This window comes from Leptospira semungkisensis, assembly GCF_004770055.1.
GTDB lineage: Bacteria > Spirochaetota > Leptospiria > Leptospirales > Leptospiraceae > Leptospira_B > Leptospira_B semungkisensis.
The window spans coordinates 292,176-306,231 of record NZ_RQEP01000019.1; the positions used below are offsets into that span (position 1 = coordinate 292,176).

The 14,056-nt window shown below is 41.8% G+C and carries 14 protein-coding genes; 2 read left to right on the top strand and 12 right to left on the bottom strand.

The genetic code is table 11. The features are described from left to right. The first annotated feature begins 141 nt into the window (after positions 1-141). Positions 142-789, top strand: a complete 648-nt coding sequence (locus tag EHO59_RS15725; protein ID WP_135589408.1) for an SURF1 family cytochrome oxidase biogenesis protein — start codon at positions 142-144, stop codon at positions 787-789. A 79-nt stretch (positions 790-868) separates the two neighbouring features. On the opposite strand, the gene EHO59_RS15730 is transcribed toward EHO59_RS15725, so the two are convergent. The 4 genes from EHO59_RS15730 to EHO59_RS15750 are packed head-to-tail and all read right to left on the bottom strand — an operon-like array spanning position 869 to position 4,608. Further along, positions 869-1,729 carry a M48 family metalloprotease gene (locus EHO59_RS15730; protein ID WP_135589409.1) on the bottom strand — a complete coding sequence of 287 codons (861 nt, stop codon included), beginning with the start codon at positions 1,727-1,729 and terminating at the stop codon, positions 869-871. Between the two features lie 11 nt (positions 1,730-1,740). Then, complete coding sequence (locus tag EHO59_RS15735) at positions 1,741-2,595, bottom strand: DUF2797 domain-containing protein (RefSeq protein ID WP_135589410.1); 855 nt, start codon at positions 2,593-2,595, stop codon at positions 1,741-1,743. Further along, positions 2,592-3,317 (bottom strand): LIC_11883 family protein, encoded by a 726-nt coding sequence (locus tag EHO59_RS18305; protein WP_246052971.1) that lies wholly within the window; start codon positions 3,315-3,317, stop codon positions 2,592-2,594. Before EHO59_RS18305 ends, EHO59_RS15735 begins: the two co-directional genes overlap by 4 nt. Positions 3,318-3,348: 31 nt before the next feature. After that, positions 3,349-4,608, bottom strand: a complete 1,260-nt coding sequence (locus EHO59_RS15750; protein ID WP_135589411.1) for an exo-beta-N-acetylmuramidase NamZ family protein — start codon at positions 4,606-4,608, stop codon at positions 3,349-3,351. A gap of 66 nt (positions 4,609-4,674) precedes the next feature. Between EHO59_RS15750 and EHO59_RS15755 the strand changes: the two genes are divergently transcribed. Beyond that, positions 4,675-5,922: a lipoprotein LipL46 gene (locus tag EHO59_RS15755; RefSeq protein WP_135589412.1), complete on the top strand. Its 1,248-nt coding sequence runs from the start codon at positions 4,675-4,677 to the stop codon at positions 5,920-5,922. Between the two features lie 55 nt (positions 5,923-5,977). On the opposite strand, the gene EHO59_RS15760 is transcribed toward EHO59_RS15755, so the two are convergent. The 8 genes from EHO59_RS15760 to EHO59_RS15795 form a co-directional block, all read right to left on the bottom strand. Then, the gene (locus EHO59_RS15760; protein WP_135589413.1) at positions 5,978-6,526 is read right to left on the bottom strand and encodes an SRPBCC family protein; all 549 of its coding nucleotides are present in this window, start codon (positions 6,524-6,526) and stop codon (positions 5,978-5,980) included. Position 6,527: 1 nt separating this feature from the next. Beyond that, positions 6,528-6,848, bottom strand: coding sequence for an ArsR/SmtB family transcription factor (locus tag EHO59_RS15765; protein ID WP_135589414.1), 321 nt, complete (start codon positions 6,846-6,848; stop codon positions 6,528-6,530). A 229-nt stretch (positions 6,849-7,077) separates the two neighbouring features. Then, complete coding sequence (locus tag EHO59_RS15770; protein ID WP_135589415.1) at positions 7,078-7,926, bottom strand: flagellin N-terminal helical domain-containing protein; 849 nt, start codon at positions 7,924-7,926, stop codon at positions 7,078-7,080. Between the two features lie 502 nt (positions 7,927-8,428). Next, positions 8,429-9,274 carry a flagellin N-terminal helical domain-containing protein gene (locus EHO59_RS15775; RefSeq protein ID WP_135589416.1) on the bottom strand — a complete coding sequence of 282 codons (846 nt, stop codon included), beginning with the start codon at positions 9,272-9,274 and terminating at the stop codon, positions 8,429-8,431. Positions 9,275-9,734: 460 nt separating this feature from the next. Continuing rightward, complete coding sequence (locus EHO59_RS15780; RefSeq protein WP_246052973.1) at positions 9,735-10,478, bottom strand: DUF1361 domain-containing protein; 744 nt, start codon at positions 10,476-10,478, stop codon at positions 9,735-9,737. 24 nt (positions 10,479-10,502) lie between these two features. After that, a complete protein-coding gene (gene creD, locus EHO59_RS15785; RefSeq protein WP_135589417.1) occupies positions 10,503-11,840 on the bottom strand; it encodes a cell envelope integrity protein CreD in 1,338 nt (445 codons plus the stop codon). Between the two features lie 85 nt (positions 11,841-11,925). After that, positions 11,926-13,353, bottom strand: a complete 1,428-nt coding sequence (creC, locus tag EHO59_RS15790; protein WP_135589418.1) for a two-component system sensor histidine kinase CreC — start codon at positions 13,351-13,353, stop codon at positions 11,926-11,928. A 4-nt stretch (positions 13,354-13,357) separates the two neighbouring features. After that, positions 13,358-14,035, bottom strand: a complete 678-nt coding sequence (locus EHO59_RS15795; protein WP_135589419.1) for a response regulator — start codon at positions 14,033-14,035, stop codon at positions 13,358-13,360. Positions 14,036-14,056: the final 21 nt, after the last annotated feature.

Consider the following 14,056-nt stretch of genomic DNA (forward strand, 5'->3'; position numbering starts at 1 on the left):
GATCTATAAGGAACAGTCAAGCCGCTTCCAAAAGAATATGGAAAAGTTTTTTACCAAAATCGAATGGACGCATAATCATTTTTTTACGGCAAATATTCACGCCTTCCATTGTTAAATAAAAACACACTTTGAGAATTTATAATGAATATTAAAACAAAACTGAGGTTTGCCATGCCTCTAGTTCTTCTAAGCACATTTTCTAACAGTTGCGAGACCGAAAAAAAAATGGTGTACGAACCGGATTCTCAGATTTGGAAAGCTTACAATAACAAAAATGCTTTATCACAAACAGACAAAAATCCGTATGCAGTATTGATCGGCCACTTTCATCCGGCTGAAATTCTAATCGAAGCTACAAAATTTGATCATCCAGGCTACCTCGTGATTAAGCCTTTCTCCTATGTTCATAAACCGAATCCATCTTTAGGATGGCCGTCTTGGTATGCCCAAAAGGCAATCTTAGTTAATGTAGGATGGATTTCTCAAGAAAATGTGCAAAACCACGCCTACAAATTTATGAGATACGAAGACGCACTGTTTATGAGTCCGGTTATTATCTACGGTTTTCGCAGAAAGATTACTGATTTAAAAATGTACGATGATACGAGCATTGCACTCAAAAAGAAAATAAGTTATAAAATACTTTGGAAGTTGATGGATGAGAAGATTGCCGAATTGGATTTAGCTCCGTATGGTCTCGAAGGCTTGCCCATCTACTTTGATTTAATCTTAGGACCGCCTAGCCCTGAACTCTGGAAAGAAAACATATCGGTATTCTCAAAGGAATAGCCAGTTACAATACGCATTTCTAGTATTCAAAGTCTTTAAATAAAAACGTTTCTTATCTCTGTAGTCCTTTCCGTGGAATTTACTCGTCTTTCTTTCCTAAATACTGAGAAATCTTGGATTCGTATCTTTCTCTAAAGAAAGACTTTGGATTTGGCTTAGGAATCTTAGCGTCTTTTAATCTTCTCTCATTTTCTTCTATTCTTTCCTCATCCATAGGATGAGTGCTTAGATACTTCGCGATCGGATTATTCAGATCTTCTTCTTTTCCTTTTTCTTTTCTCCAAACCTGAATGTCCTTGAAGAAACCTGAGATTGCACCCGGATAATAAGGAGTAGATCTCATGTATTGAAATCCGAATTCATCCGCTTCTTCTTCCGCCGATCTACTATTAGCTAAGCTGAACAGATTGGTAGAAAGACCGGCAAGATCCGCTGCGTGTTGGGCAAGGTCAGGTCCCAGAATATAAGAAAGAGTCCAATATAAAGCATAATACAAGGTGATCGTCGTAGACAATTGCTTGGTAGAATGTCTCCTTTCTGCATGTGCAATCTCATGGGCCAAGATACCGGCGAGAGTCGCTTCATCCTTTACAAAATGAAGAAGTCCAGTGTACACAAAGATATAACCGCCTGGAGCACAGACCGCATTGATCGTATCATCATCCTTTAAGAGAGTAACCTTATAGGAAAACTCTTCCTTGTATCGAATGGATTTGGATTTTAAGATCCTATCAGCGATAGATTGAACATATTTCTGAAGTTCTTGGTTCTTATAGACTTTAACGTCGTTCTCGCCCTGGATGGTTGCCTTAAAGAAACGTTCTCCCAAAAACTTATCTATTTCGACAGGGAAAGCCAGATCCACAAGCCATCCGCAGTTCTGGAAAGAGAAACAAAGTACAAGTATTAGAAAATATTTTCGAAAAGCGATCAATTGCATTCCATCCTGTTTTATTCGGAAAAGAGTCGAATCTCATATCCGCCGTAGGCACGGACATTGATAACAGTATCCTCGAACAATAAGTATTGTCCCTTGATCCCGATAAGCTTGGAATCGATTTCAGTCTCCTTCTCTGGCGAAAAGGATTTTGATTTTTTAGGATACTCTAATATAGGATAACTTAATTTAGTAATTGCTGTGATATCCGATTCTACGTAAGGAACTCCTAGATCCCAAGAGTCCAGGGTAGTAAGTAATTCCTTCTTCTTAGAAACCAGGTCGTAAGGTTGTGAATCCTCGGTTACCATCTTCTGCCATTTGGTTTTATCGTCTATGATTGTAGTGAATTGCTTCTCAATCAGTCCGGCATCTCTTCGGGAACTTACTTCCAAAAGAGGAATCGCTTCCTGCGCTCCCTGATCTACCCAGCGATTTGAAACCGGATTCTCTCGAGTGATCCCCACTTTTAAGCCGCTAGTATTCGCTAAGTAGACTGTATGTTTTTGAAAGCAGTAACCTTCTCCCCATTCAGGTTCCCTACAGGTTCCCAAATGAAAATGACAGGTTTCCGGACGGAGAATGCATAAATCATTTTCTGCCAAGGTTTGAAAGCAAGAAAAGCAAGCACCTTGGTTGAAACTCTTGCTCGTAACCTTTCCGCAATGAACACAACGGATCTTTCCGGTAAACTGAAGTTTCACTTTCTTTCCAACTAGTTTACCGATTTGAAAATTAGGAGAAACGAATGTAGCTTCTTGCTTTCCTTGCTCCGCAGAAGCGTACGTAGCCACGACCCAAATGTATTCCACAGGATCGATGCCTTCGTGATCCAACATTCTTAGAAAACCGTGGGACAGTTCTTTCATGGAAAAAAGTATTCCCTACCACTCAAAGGTCGCAAGCGGGAATCTACTTTTACGGATAAGATTGTGCTTAATTCTCTTCCTTTCCAATCAAAGACTACGATCAAATCACCGTACGAATAATGGCTCAATCTTCCATCCGTATGATAATACAACTGTAGATCCCCTTCTCCGTTTTGTCCCGGAACTAAAAGCACTCCCTTCCCCGCCAAGGTAGAGCCATCATACCATTTTACTTGGATCGGAATTTTCTTAGGAGTAACGGACGCCTGGCTCGGCGCAGCCTCAGGTGCCTGGTTCACTGATCTACTCTGGGGACCTGGCAAGCTTGGATTCTCTTTTGAAACATTTCCCTCTGTAATGTTCTGCTTTTGAGAAGAAGGTATATTGGAAGATGCAGCCGTCACATTGGAACTGTTCGATTGGCCTTGCGAGGATTTTGGATCCGATCCTATAGAATGATCTTCTAAAGTGGAAGCTCGCAAAAGCCCACATTGAAAATTTCCCTCTAATTTCGGAAAGCCATCTTCGCACGGGATTTCTTTGAGAGCAAATTCTTGGTCGAAGTGAGCTCCGGTTCTTACACTCTGCGCGATCTTTGCAAACGCATAGAATTTTAATCTTCCTAAGACTTCTTTTAATCCGTATTCCTTCCAGCCGTTATGAGTTTCTGCTCCTAAGAAGGAAGCGAATAAGATCGGAAAAATAAATAAGGCTCGTTTCATGTCTCTTATTTCGAAACTTTCCTCGAAAACCTTAGTAGAGCAGATACTTTTGTATCTGTTTATTCGTAGTCGACTCGGACTCGGAGTAACTGGCTTTGAATTCCTCGTAAGTCTTACCCGCATCGATGGACTCACGGATCCTTTCCGTTCCCCAAAGAAAATCTATATTATGGGTTCCGTCAGGATATTGTCTCCATTTGAAATCTTTATAATGTTTCTTTAAGATCGTCATCAAATTGTAGGCCATTCTCAAAGGATCATATTTCTTGTTTACGATTGTTAAACGAAGTCCTCTACAGATCTGTTCTTTAAACGGACCGAAGGTTGGCTTAAAATAGACGCTCTGATAGTAATAGTCTCCCTTGCTATCTTCGTTTAGCTCAGGAATGATCTGGTCCGGCTCATTCATCCAAGGAGCTCCAAAATAAACGAAAGGAGCCTGGGTTCCTCTTCCTACAGAAACATTCACACCTTCTAAAAGCACTAAGCCCAGATAGTTCCGAGCTGAATCAAGCATTGGCAGATTCGGAGAAGGAGTCGACCATGGAATTCCCTCTCTCTCCCAATCGAATCCTCTCTTTAAATTCTCCGGAGAAACGATATCCAACTTCACTCTATTTGAAAGGTATTCCCCATTATAGAATGCGGCAGCTTCTCCGATCGTCATTCCGGTGAAAAAAAGAGAAGGGAATTCTCCCGCGAAATTCAAAAACTTCTTCTGGATTCCTTCCCCTCTCGCACCCAAGTACATCGCAGGATTCGGATGATCTAAAACGATGAATCGAGTGCCTGGATCAGGTAAATTATCCATCAATCTCTTTAGAACGCTTAAGTAAGTATAGCAACGCATTCCCATATCAGCCACATCGAATACGATTGCATCTGCGCCTTTTAAAATAGCAGGGATCTCTGCGTTCTTAACTTTATAAATATGATAGATAGGAAGTTGAAAGGTTTCGTCTACCGTCACTGGAGACTTACTAAAGTCCTCTTCGAGACCAAGAAAGCCGTGCTCTAGACCGATCAAATGTTTGATCTTTACCTTCTTCTCCTTAAACTCTTTTAAAATCTTTTCCGGATATCTGCCTATACCCGACGGGTTTGTAACAAGAACGACAGATTTACCTGCAAGAGTCGGCAACACTTGATCGTAAAACGAAACATCAGCAGGAATGATATTGGATTTGGAGATATGCTTTCTGGAAGAAGCTTCAGCACAGGAGTCGGAGAAAATTGTCAGAAAAAAAATGAGTAAAGTTAGGATTTTTTTGTTTCTTTCTTTGAACCGCATGTAAGATACCTTATTTGTTCAGTAAATAGACAGAATTCAATTCATCAAGGAGAAAAAGGAAGCGATATGGCAAAGCTGCCCATCCTGCGGAGTACCGCTCTCACACTGATTTTAGGTTTCACTTTTGCATGCGCCACCGGAGGAGGATCCGGTCGTAAGAAAAAGGAAGAGTACACTAGAGAAGGAAATACCGTTACCGTTATCGGAGAGGCTCCGATTTATAACGGAGATAAAACCAACGCGAAACAAAGAGCCATCAAAGATGCAAAGATCAATGCGGTTCGTAAAGTTGTTGGTGAAGAAATTTCCAACAAAAGCCAAGCCTCCGACGGAGAAAGCTTAGGTTCTAGCCTACTTTCCAAGACAGATGCTTTCGTAAAAACCTATGATATCGTCGACGAAGCCGAAGGCAAGATCGACACCCAACCAATTCTCAAACTCACAGTTCGTTGCACGATCGAAGATTCTAAACTTTCTACCGCTGTTGACTCCCTCTTGGCAGATGTAGGAAATCCTAGAGTAGTAGTGTTAATACCATCCAACATTGCAGGTCAATCGATAGCCCCGCTTGCCGGCAATAATATCGCTGAGGCTGAAGTGATCAAAGGACTTAAAAAATCCGGAAATAAGATCGTTGATCCAAGTTCCGCTTCAAAGACAGTGAAACCTTCTACAGTGAATGCGGATGCAGTTGCCTCTGCTGATACTGGCTCTGCTATCATTCAGCAAGCTGCTGCTTCCGGAGCAGAGGTTTTGATTATTGCTACTGTGGAGACGAAAGACCAAGATCCAACTTCGGAACTTTATGGTAAAAAGTTAGATCGACCTCTTTACAGCACTGCCGCAACCGGCTCCTATAAAGTCATTCTCTTGTGGGGGGATGGAAAGATTGTAGATTCCGGTTTGGCTGACGGCCGCGGAGCGGATATCACTCAAAAAGTTTCCCGTGAAAAAGCGATATCTAACTGGGCAGAAAGCGTAAGCAAGAAAGTAAGCAAACAACTTAAAGAAGAATGGTTCAACCTCACTGAGAATAATACCATTATCCTGAAGTTTACCGGATTGAACGCTGACGAGGCTACTAAATTCAAAGATGATCTGACAGAGTTTACTGCTGCAAAAGATGTAAACGTCAGAACTTCCGATGTGAACGGATCCGAGTGGGAAGTAACCTACCCAGGAAAAGACGCTCTTTTTATGGATGAATTAGTCTATAAAAAAGACAGAGGATTTGGATTCTTAGCAACCAAGACTCTAAACGTTAAATCCGCTTCTAGAGGAGTGGTAACCTTAGAGTTTGTTCAGAACAAATAATCGATTTTCCAATCGATAAAAGAAAGCCGACGAGTGATCGTCGGCTTTTTTATTTTTAGACCTTGCTTTCCTCGCGAAGCCTTTCGTAATCCGATTCGTATTTCAGGAAATTCTTCCAGAATAGAGGAACGGGTTCCTTGAACATTTTAGATACGAGAATATCCAGGTGAGAATGCCAGCCGGCAGAAACGAGAAGCTTCTCTCCATCATTTACCAGTTTATAATGTTTTAAAGTAAGAAGAACATCCTCTCCCTTCTCGACTAATTCGAAACTTACTTCGGAATCTGCTCCCCAAGTCATGCTCAAGAAACGAGGAGGATCATAAGCGACTATTGTCTCTTCTCCTGTGACTCCGTTTTCCATCTGCTTGAATTTTTCAGGATAGATCTTATCTTCCGAGAGAGAAGAATGTAGAAAATGCAATTGCACCTTTCCACCTACTTTCAGTTCCATTGGACCTGTTGCTAACCAAGTTCCTCTCTTCTCCGAATCCGTAAGATATTCCCAAACCGTTTCAATTGGTCCTGGAAGTATTCTCTCGAAACGTATCTCTTGGCTGGATACGTATGTTCCATATTTCTGATTTTCAGTACGACTCACCATTTTAGATCTTCTCCTTTCTTTTCTTATTCGCTTTTAATTCCTTTTCCAGAGCATCCAATCTGCCTTCCCAGAACACTTTAGCTCGGTCTATCCAGTCTTGGATCTCCTTCCAACCTTTGTAATCCAAAGAATGCATCCTCCTTTGCCCATCTACACGAACTTGGATCAAATTACATTCTCTTAATACTTTCAAATGCTGAGAGATAGCTGCGGAGCTGATATCGAAATGCCCGGCAATTTCCCCTGCCCCTTTTTCGCCGTTGAAAAGGAGTTCCAGTATCTTTCTCCTGGTCGGATCCGAAATCGCATCTAATGCCTGCATGACCATATATTTAAGTCAAAACTTAATTAAGTCAATACTTAAATATATGGTTTTACGAAATTTTTAATTGGGAGGCGTTTAGAAAAAATGGATTTAGACGATGGAATTTGTAGGTAAAAGGCCGAATGAGAATTATCCGAGCACTACTTGGATCAGCTTTCGCAATACGATATAAAAAAAGCCACCGAGAGCAATCCCTCTCCCGGTGGCATTTTATCTTCCCAAAGACTTACATTTGGAGAAGCTTAAGGACCGAATTCGGTTTCATATTGGCTTGCACTAACATCGCCGTACCACTCTGCACGAGTATTTGTTTTGTGGTCAGCGCAACCATTTCCTCCGCCATATCAGCGTCACGAATTCTAGACTCGGAAGCTTGCATATTTTCATAAGCAGCCATGAGTCCTTTCGCGGAATATTCAAGCCTATTGAAGTAAGCTCCCATATCCGCCCTCTGCTTCATGATCTTTCCAAGCGCCGCATCGGCCAAGCCGATCACGTCATTCGCTTCCCCTGGAGAAGAGACCGCAATTGGTCTGCCATCCGCTTTGGTCAGCTTCAGCGCTCGGGAAGTCATGGTTCCAATGAAGAACCTTTCCCTTTGGTTCTGGTTTGGTCCCATATGGAACCACATAGAAGCTCTTTTGGAGCCTCTAGCGAAGTCGCCTTCGAAGAGCTTGAAACGGTTGAACTCAGCTTGAGAAGCAATCCGATCCACTTCATCGACTAAGGCAGAGACTTCTACCTGAACCAACTGTCTGTCTTCAGGGCTGTAGATACCATTCGAGGTTTGGATGGCCAAAACCCGGATCCGTTGAATGATGTCCGAGGTCTGCTGAAGGAAACCTTCTGCAGTCTGGATGAAGCTCATTCCGTCTTCCGTATTTCTCTCCGCTTGCCTCAGACCGTTTATTTGGGTCCGAAGTTTCTCGGAGACAGCCAAACCAGAAGCATCGTCACCGGCTGAGTTAATCCTCATACCGGAAGACAGAGCTTTCATGGTTTTATCCACAGCTTGCTCGTTGAACTTCAGAGAGCGGTGAGAATTCACCGCGCTCAGGTTGTGATTGATAATCATCCTACACTCCTTGTAGAGATTTTCCGGAGGATCTCCCTATCCTCCGCGGACAATGGTCTGTCCGGTGCTCCGGGATGGACCCGGTCGGACCACCCGACAGGCCATTTCTCCCTCAAGAGTTTTGGATGTTTTATCAACGCATCATTTCGTAAGAATAAGCTCACGAAAAAGCTCAATCGAGCTACGGATCCTTACGGATCCGGGTTCTATCTCTCAGGCTTTCACCTTAGAAAAGGAACCGGAAAAAGATTGGGAATTGTATGAAGACGCGATATCCCAGTGTTTTCCCCGTGCCTCTTCGAAAGACGGCTGCCAGAAAACCGATGATAATCAGCGATGAAGGTTCTTATAGAAAAGAGTCTCTTACAAAAACTTTAAATATTTTGAATATTCAAGATCTGCGTTACACTCCGACAAAGTCGATTCTCAGTTATCCGTTTCCGTAATTCAGAAAAGTTCCCAGCGCGGGAGCATCACTGCTCCCGCTGCCGGAAAGTCCTAATTACCTAAGTAACTGGAGGACAGACTGAGGTCTTACGTTAGCTTGTGCTAACATAGCAGTACCGGATTGTACTAAGATTTGATTCTTAGTGAACGATACTGTTTCCTCTGCCATATCCGCGTCCCTGATTCTCGACTCTGAAGCTTGGATGTTCTCGTAAGCTACCATCAGGCCTTTAGAAGCGTGCTCTAAACGGTTGAAGTAAGCTCCGAGGTTTGCTCTTTGTTTGTTGATCTTCATTAAAGCATCGTCCAAAAGTCCGATTGCTTCGTTAGCCCACTCTGCAGTGGACAAGGTCAACAGAGATCCGTCAGCTTTGATCAGGTTCAATGCCTTAGCGGTCATAGTTGCGATATAAACGCGTTCCCTCTGGTGCTGGTTCGGTCCGATGTGGAACCACATAGAAGCGGTTCTTGATCCACGAGCGAAATCGCCTTGGAGCAATGCCATCTTGTTGAACTCTGCTTGGGAGGAAATACGATCAATCTCATCTACGAGCTGAGAGACTTCTACTTGGATCATCTGACGGTCTTCAGCACCGTAGATACCGTTGGAAGATTGGATAGCAAGTACGCGGATCCTTTGGATGATATCGTTAGTTTCCTGAAGATATCCTTCCGTAGTTTGGATCAGGGACATGCCGTCCTCAGTGTTTCTCTCCGCTTGGCGAAGCCCTTTCACCTGAGTTCTCATCTTCTCAGAAACAGCAAGACCGGAAGCGTCGTCGCCGGCACGGTTGATACGCATACCGGAAGATAGAGCTTCCATGTTTTTTGCCACTTCGTTGTTCTGGAACTTCAGAACGCGGTGGGAGTTAATCGCGGCTAAGTTATGGTTAATGATCATTTGTTTCCTCCTTGAAACTTAAGATCATGAGCCCGGCATCCGTGCCGGGATCTTGCGCTGGTTTGGTTTTGGTCTTTTTTATATATTTAAAATGAAGGTCTCGAAATCAGAGAAAACCCTAGAATTCTGAGATTCCTTCAAATATATCTTCGGTGGAGAGAAGGTCCGGAATTAATTTTCACGATTTCAGCATGAAATCGGTCATTTTTGATCATTTTAGGCTGTTTTAGCCTGTTTTTGTTAGTAGGAGAGAAAGGATTTAGAGGATTTTTTTTAGATTTTTTTAAGCCACTTTGGGCTCATCTAAAGGTTCGAACGATTCGCAAATTTCCATAAGCATTTTTTTAGAAAAAGCCAGGGGGAATCTCAAGCAGAAGCAAAAATCCAATCCTCTCTAAAATTCCCCGAAAACATCCGCTGCAGCTCGCAACCCGGATATGATTTTCCCCTACTCCGATCTTTAGTGGGACTTCACTTTTAACGGAGACGGAACAGAGCGCATCCTCATCTCTCCCATGGATAAAGCGAGAAGATAAGCAAACAACATTCCTGCGGATAAAAATCCCAATACCAGAATTAGCTTCCAATTCCCGTACACTAACTGCAAAAAATTCCAAGAATCATAAAGAAGCGAAACTGGATCTTCTAACAAGTCCCAGGAGTTCCAACGATAGAATCTACCTATACAGATTCCAAAAACAGTAAGTGGAGAAATGAAAACGATAAGAGTCCATCCAAACCACTGACTGATCCGATCATTCAAGACCAACTGTATAATCCTCAAAGAAATAAAACCAGAAAATAGTCCGCACCATGCAAAGGAAAAGATCATTAATATATCGAACCAGATCGGAATAGAATTTCTAGCTCGTAAATGCACGAAGTCAGTTACGATATAAGGAGCATTAGGAAAGAAGAGCAACCAAACGACTCCTAAAACCAAAAATATAAGATCTATCTTTCGCTTTCTAAATTCATAATATACATACGCAAAATAAGAAATTCCCAAAGGAACAATTGCTAGAAACAAATTCCAGATTAAAAAGGAAAATGCCTTTTCCTTAGAGACCGAGATACGAGTGGCGATCAGGAAAACACTTACAAAACAACTTAAGGAGAGAACGAATAATTGTTGGATAAAAGGAATATTAAAAATGTATTTCATACTATTTGTGCCTGCAAAGATCCTTTCAGGGGAAATCAAATCCCCTAAAAGGAAATAATGGAATTAAGAAGGGATCTGGTCCTCTTTTGCTCCAAAGGAATACCAATCCACATTTCTAGTTAAATGCATGAATCCTGCGAGAACGAAGAATATCGCCAATGAACCTAAGAGCAATGCGTTCTCTTCAGAGGCGAGGATCACATACAAGAATGTGTAGAGAATTGTAAAATATCCTCCTGCAAGATATCCTCTCTTTTTATCCTGTAGTACTGAGCCCGCATAATAGGAGATCAATGCCGATACGGAGATAGAAGCACATACATATGCCCAATTGAATCCGATATGTTCCGAAAGAGAAAGATTCAAAATATAAAACACAAGCATTGCCACCCCTATCATCAAATATTGGAGCGGATGCAGTATCTTTCCCCCGAAAATCTCTAGCAAGAAGAACAATGTAAAACTTGCAGCTAAGAACAAGATCGCATATTTTAGGGAGCGCTCCGATTTCAAATATTGATCGGCAGGAATGATTAAACTAACTCCGTATGCAGAACTTATAATGGAATCCACATAGGAATCGTTCATATATTGTATGACTTGCGGATAATTTCTTGCGAAATAAGAAGATTCCCATACCGCTTGAAACCCATTTTCAGTTACGGATCTTTCATTCGGCAAAATAGAACCTACGAAAGAAGGATCTTTCCAATCCGAGCTCATTTTGATAGTGCTCGTTTTTCCAGTCGGGACTACATAAATCCAATCCGAACCCTTTAATGGAATTTCTATCGAGAAGGAAAAGTGATCACTTCCTTCCTTTGTTACGAATTTCGTATGAAGTCCGGCAGGGAAAAAATTGGAAGAAGAACCCGGCTGCAAAATCATTTCCTTTCCAGCCAAATTGAACTTAACATCCTTTCCGATTCCTTTCGGATCTAAAACGGAAAGAATGACTCTAGATTGAGACCATAAGATTTTCTTGGTTCTTGCGGGAAAATCCGTAAGAGTTGGAGATTTAAAACTTCCTTCCATCTTGAAATCTCCAGTAAAAAGCACTGTCTCAAAAATGGATCTTTTTCTCTTCTCCGCTTTCAGATCCGAATTTACAGTTAGGGTTTCCGGCAGAATATAAATTTCTCCGCTTTCGCTATCTACTTCCTCTTCGCCTTGTTCCTTGTCATTTTTGATCTTCTCCAATTTATAAGGGACCACCAAGAAAGGACCTGCGATCCTTTGGCTCCCTCCCCATTTGGAATTGATTTCTTGGACCGCTTCTCTCGATCTTTCCTGCCTTTCGCTGACCAAGCCGCTCATCATAGATAGCGGGATCACAAACCCGATCAGCATCGTACCTAAAATCAATACTCGAATGCTTACGGAAGTTTTTAATTTGCTCATACTTTCATTCCTCTTTGGGAAAGTATCTGCGAATCCTGTGAGAGGATTATGAGGGCTTTATGTGGATTTTGTGAGGAAGTAAAATTTAGGAACGAATTGGGATGGAAAACTTAGAAATCACTCCCCCAGCCCAATTGTATATTTCTATCTTACCTGAATGCAATTCAGCGACTTCCTGAACGAACGCAAGTCCGAGCCCCGAACTCTTTCTACCAGTATCCGGACGAGGCAAGGAGTAAAATCGTTCAAAGATCCGAGCAAGAGCATAATCAGGGATATTTGGGCCCTCGTTTTGGATTTCCAGAAACCATTCCCCATTTTCGGAAATCCCAGTTTGGATGCCGATCTGAGTATTTACATAAGAGAAATCTAAAGCATTTTGGAGAAGATTCCTAAACGCAGTCGTTAGAAAGAATCGATTTCCATCCAAAGAAATATCTTGCCCGGATACACTTAGTTTAATTTTCTTTCTATCAGATTCTGCCGAAAATGAATTTACAACTTCGGTTAAAATTTCCTCACTACGCAAACCTGTTTGGATCTCTAAACTGGAAACATTCTCCAAAGCGCTGAGCTCCAATAATTTTTCGATTACCGTCTGCATCCTTTTACTTTCTAATTGGATGTTTTGAAGAAGAGGCTGTAACCTGTTTGGATCCTCCGATAATAATTCTACAGAAGCAAGTATAGAAGAAAGTGGGCTTTTGATCTCATGAGTCAAAACCTGCACGTAATTTTCCACATATTCCTTGCCTGCTATCTCTCTCACAAGTTGATCCATTTGCTCCCCTAACTCTCTGATTTCAGGGACTCCTATCTTAGGAAGACTAGGACGTTTCTTAGAGCGCAAAGCTGAAACATAACCGGATAACTTTCGGATGGGGGAAAAAATAAAATAAACCGCTACGCAAAATACAAGAGAAATAAAAACAGCAACAAGAAGGCTGATCCGATAGAATTTTTCCTTAGCAAAATCAATGAAAGGTAATATACTCGCCTTCGGTTTTATTAGGGTAAGAACTCCCGCAATCCTTCCTTTAAAATAAATGGGAGCCGCTATGAATATCGCGCTCTCCGTATCATTCTTTCCTAATTTGCTCGATCTCACTCCGTATTTTCCTTTTAAAGTGAGAAATACATCGTTGTATCGAGAATAATCCTCTCCCGTTCTCTTTCCGGAAGAATCGTAAGCCACAATTCCGTTGGCGTTTGTTACGTAGAACTCCAGATCAATTTTTCGTTTTGTATGACTATAGATCTTAGCTTCAAAGGCTTTTCCCTTAGCCTTCTCGAAAGAATCTCCTAATACATGGTTGATATTGGATTGAAATGGAAGATTGGGATGTTTTAAAAGTTCTTGTTCTATAAGAGAAGAGAGAACATAAACCGTATCGTTCATGGACTCTTCGACAGTTTCCATGTAACGTGGTCGAATCGATTCTTCGATCTTATCTACTAGGTAATAAAATCCGATCGAGAACGCAAAAAAAAACCGACGATGATCCGGATCCAAAGACTCATAAGGACTCCTTTAAACCATATCCTTGTCCCCTTCTGGTCTCTATAGGATCCAAGTCGGGACGAATCTCTTTTAGTCTAGCTCTCAAGTTTTTGATCACAGTATCCACCGCTCGATCAAAACTATCTTCCGGCTCGGTCCAGACCAAATCCATAATTTCCTCTCTGGTAAAAATTTTACCTCTTCGTTTGATGAATAATACGAGAGTTTTATATTCGTAAGGTGTTAGACTTAAGGACTTTCCGTGATAATAAATGAGCTTTCTTTCCTCGTCCGTTACGAAATCTGTAAACTTTTCTTCCGTGTTCCCGTCGTATCTTCGAAGCACAGCACGGATCCGAGCGACCAATTCTCTCGGGCTAAACGGTTTTATCATATAATCATCGGCGCCTAGTTCTAAGCCGAGAACCTTGTCCAGTTCGGATTCCCTTGCCGTGAGCAATATTACCGGGATAGAATATTTCTTTCTAAGTTCTTTTAATACCTCGAACCCATTCGAATCAGGAAGGCCGACGTCTAATACAAGTAGATCCGGAGATTCGGACATAAGAGCAAAACAATCTTTGCTAGTCATCGCAGTCAAAGCCCGAAAGCCTTCCGACTCAAGGACCATACGGATCGTATCAATGATCCCAGGTTCATCTTCAGTAACAAGAATCGTTCGAGCAGAGTTCATTCAGAAAAAGGAAATCGCAAA

Bases quoted from the DNA above. Each gene is read 5' to 3' on its own strand.
- EHO59_RS15725 (WP_135589408.1), top strand. From the start codon at position 142: ATGAATATTAAAACAAAACTGAGGTTTGCCATGCCTCTAGTTCTTCTA.
- EHO59_RS15730 (WP_135589409.1), bottom strand. From the start codon at position 1,729: ATGCAATTGATCGCTTTTCGAAAATATTTTCTAATACTTGTACTTTGT.
- EHO59_RS15735 (WP_135589410.1), bottom strand. From the start codon at position 2,595: ATGAAAGAACTGTCCCACGGTTTTCTAAGAATGTTGGATCACGAAGGC.
- EHO59_RS18305 (WP_246052971.1), bottom strand. From the start codon at position 3,317: ATGAAACGAGCCTTATTTATTTTTCCGATCTTATTCGCTTCCTTCTTA.
- EHO59_RS15750 (WP_135589411.1), bottom strand. From the start codon at position 4,608: ATGCGGTTCAAAGAAAGAAACAAAAAAATCCTAACTTTACTCATTTTT.
- EHO59_RS15755 (WP_135589412.1), top strand. From the start codon at position 4,675: ATGGCAAAGCTGCCCATCCTGCGGAGTACCGCTCTCACACTGATTTTA.
- EHO59_RS15760 (WP_135589413.1), bottom strand. From the start codon at position 6,526: ATGGTGAGTCGTACTGAAAATCAGAAATATGGAACATACGTATCCAGC.
- EHO59_RS15765 (WP_135589414.1), bottom strand. From the start codon at position 6,848: ATGCAGGCATTAGATGCGATTTCGGATCCGACCAGGAGAAAGATACTG.
- EHO59_RS15770 (WP_135589415.1), bottom strand. From the start codon at position 7,926: ATGATTATCAATCACAACCTGAGCGCGGTGAATTCTCACCGCTCTCTG.
- EHO59_RS15775 (WP_135589416.1), bottom strand. From the start codon at position 9,274: ATGATCATTAACCATAACTTAGCCGCGATTAACTCCCACCGCGTTCTG.
- creD (WP_135589417.1), bottom strand. From the start codon at position 11,840: ATGAGCAAATTAAAAACTTCCGTAAGCATTCGAGTATTGATTTTAGGT.
- EHO59_RS15795 (WP_135589419.1), bottom strand. From the start codon at position 14,035: ATGAACTCTGCTCGAACGATTCTTGTTACTGAAGATGAACCTGGGATC.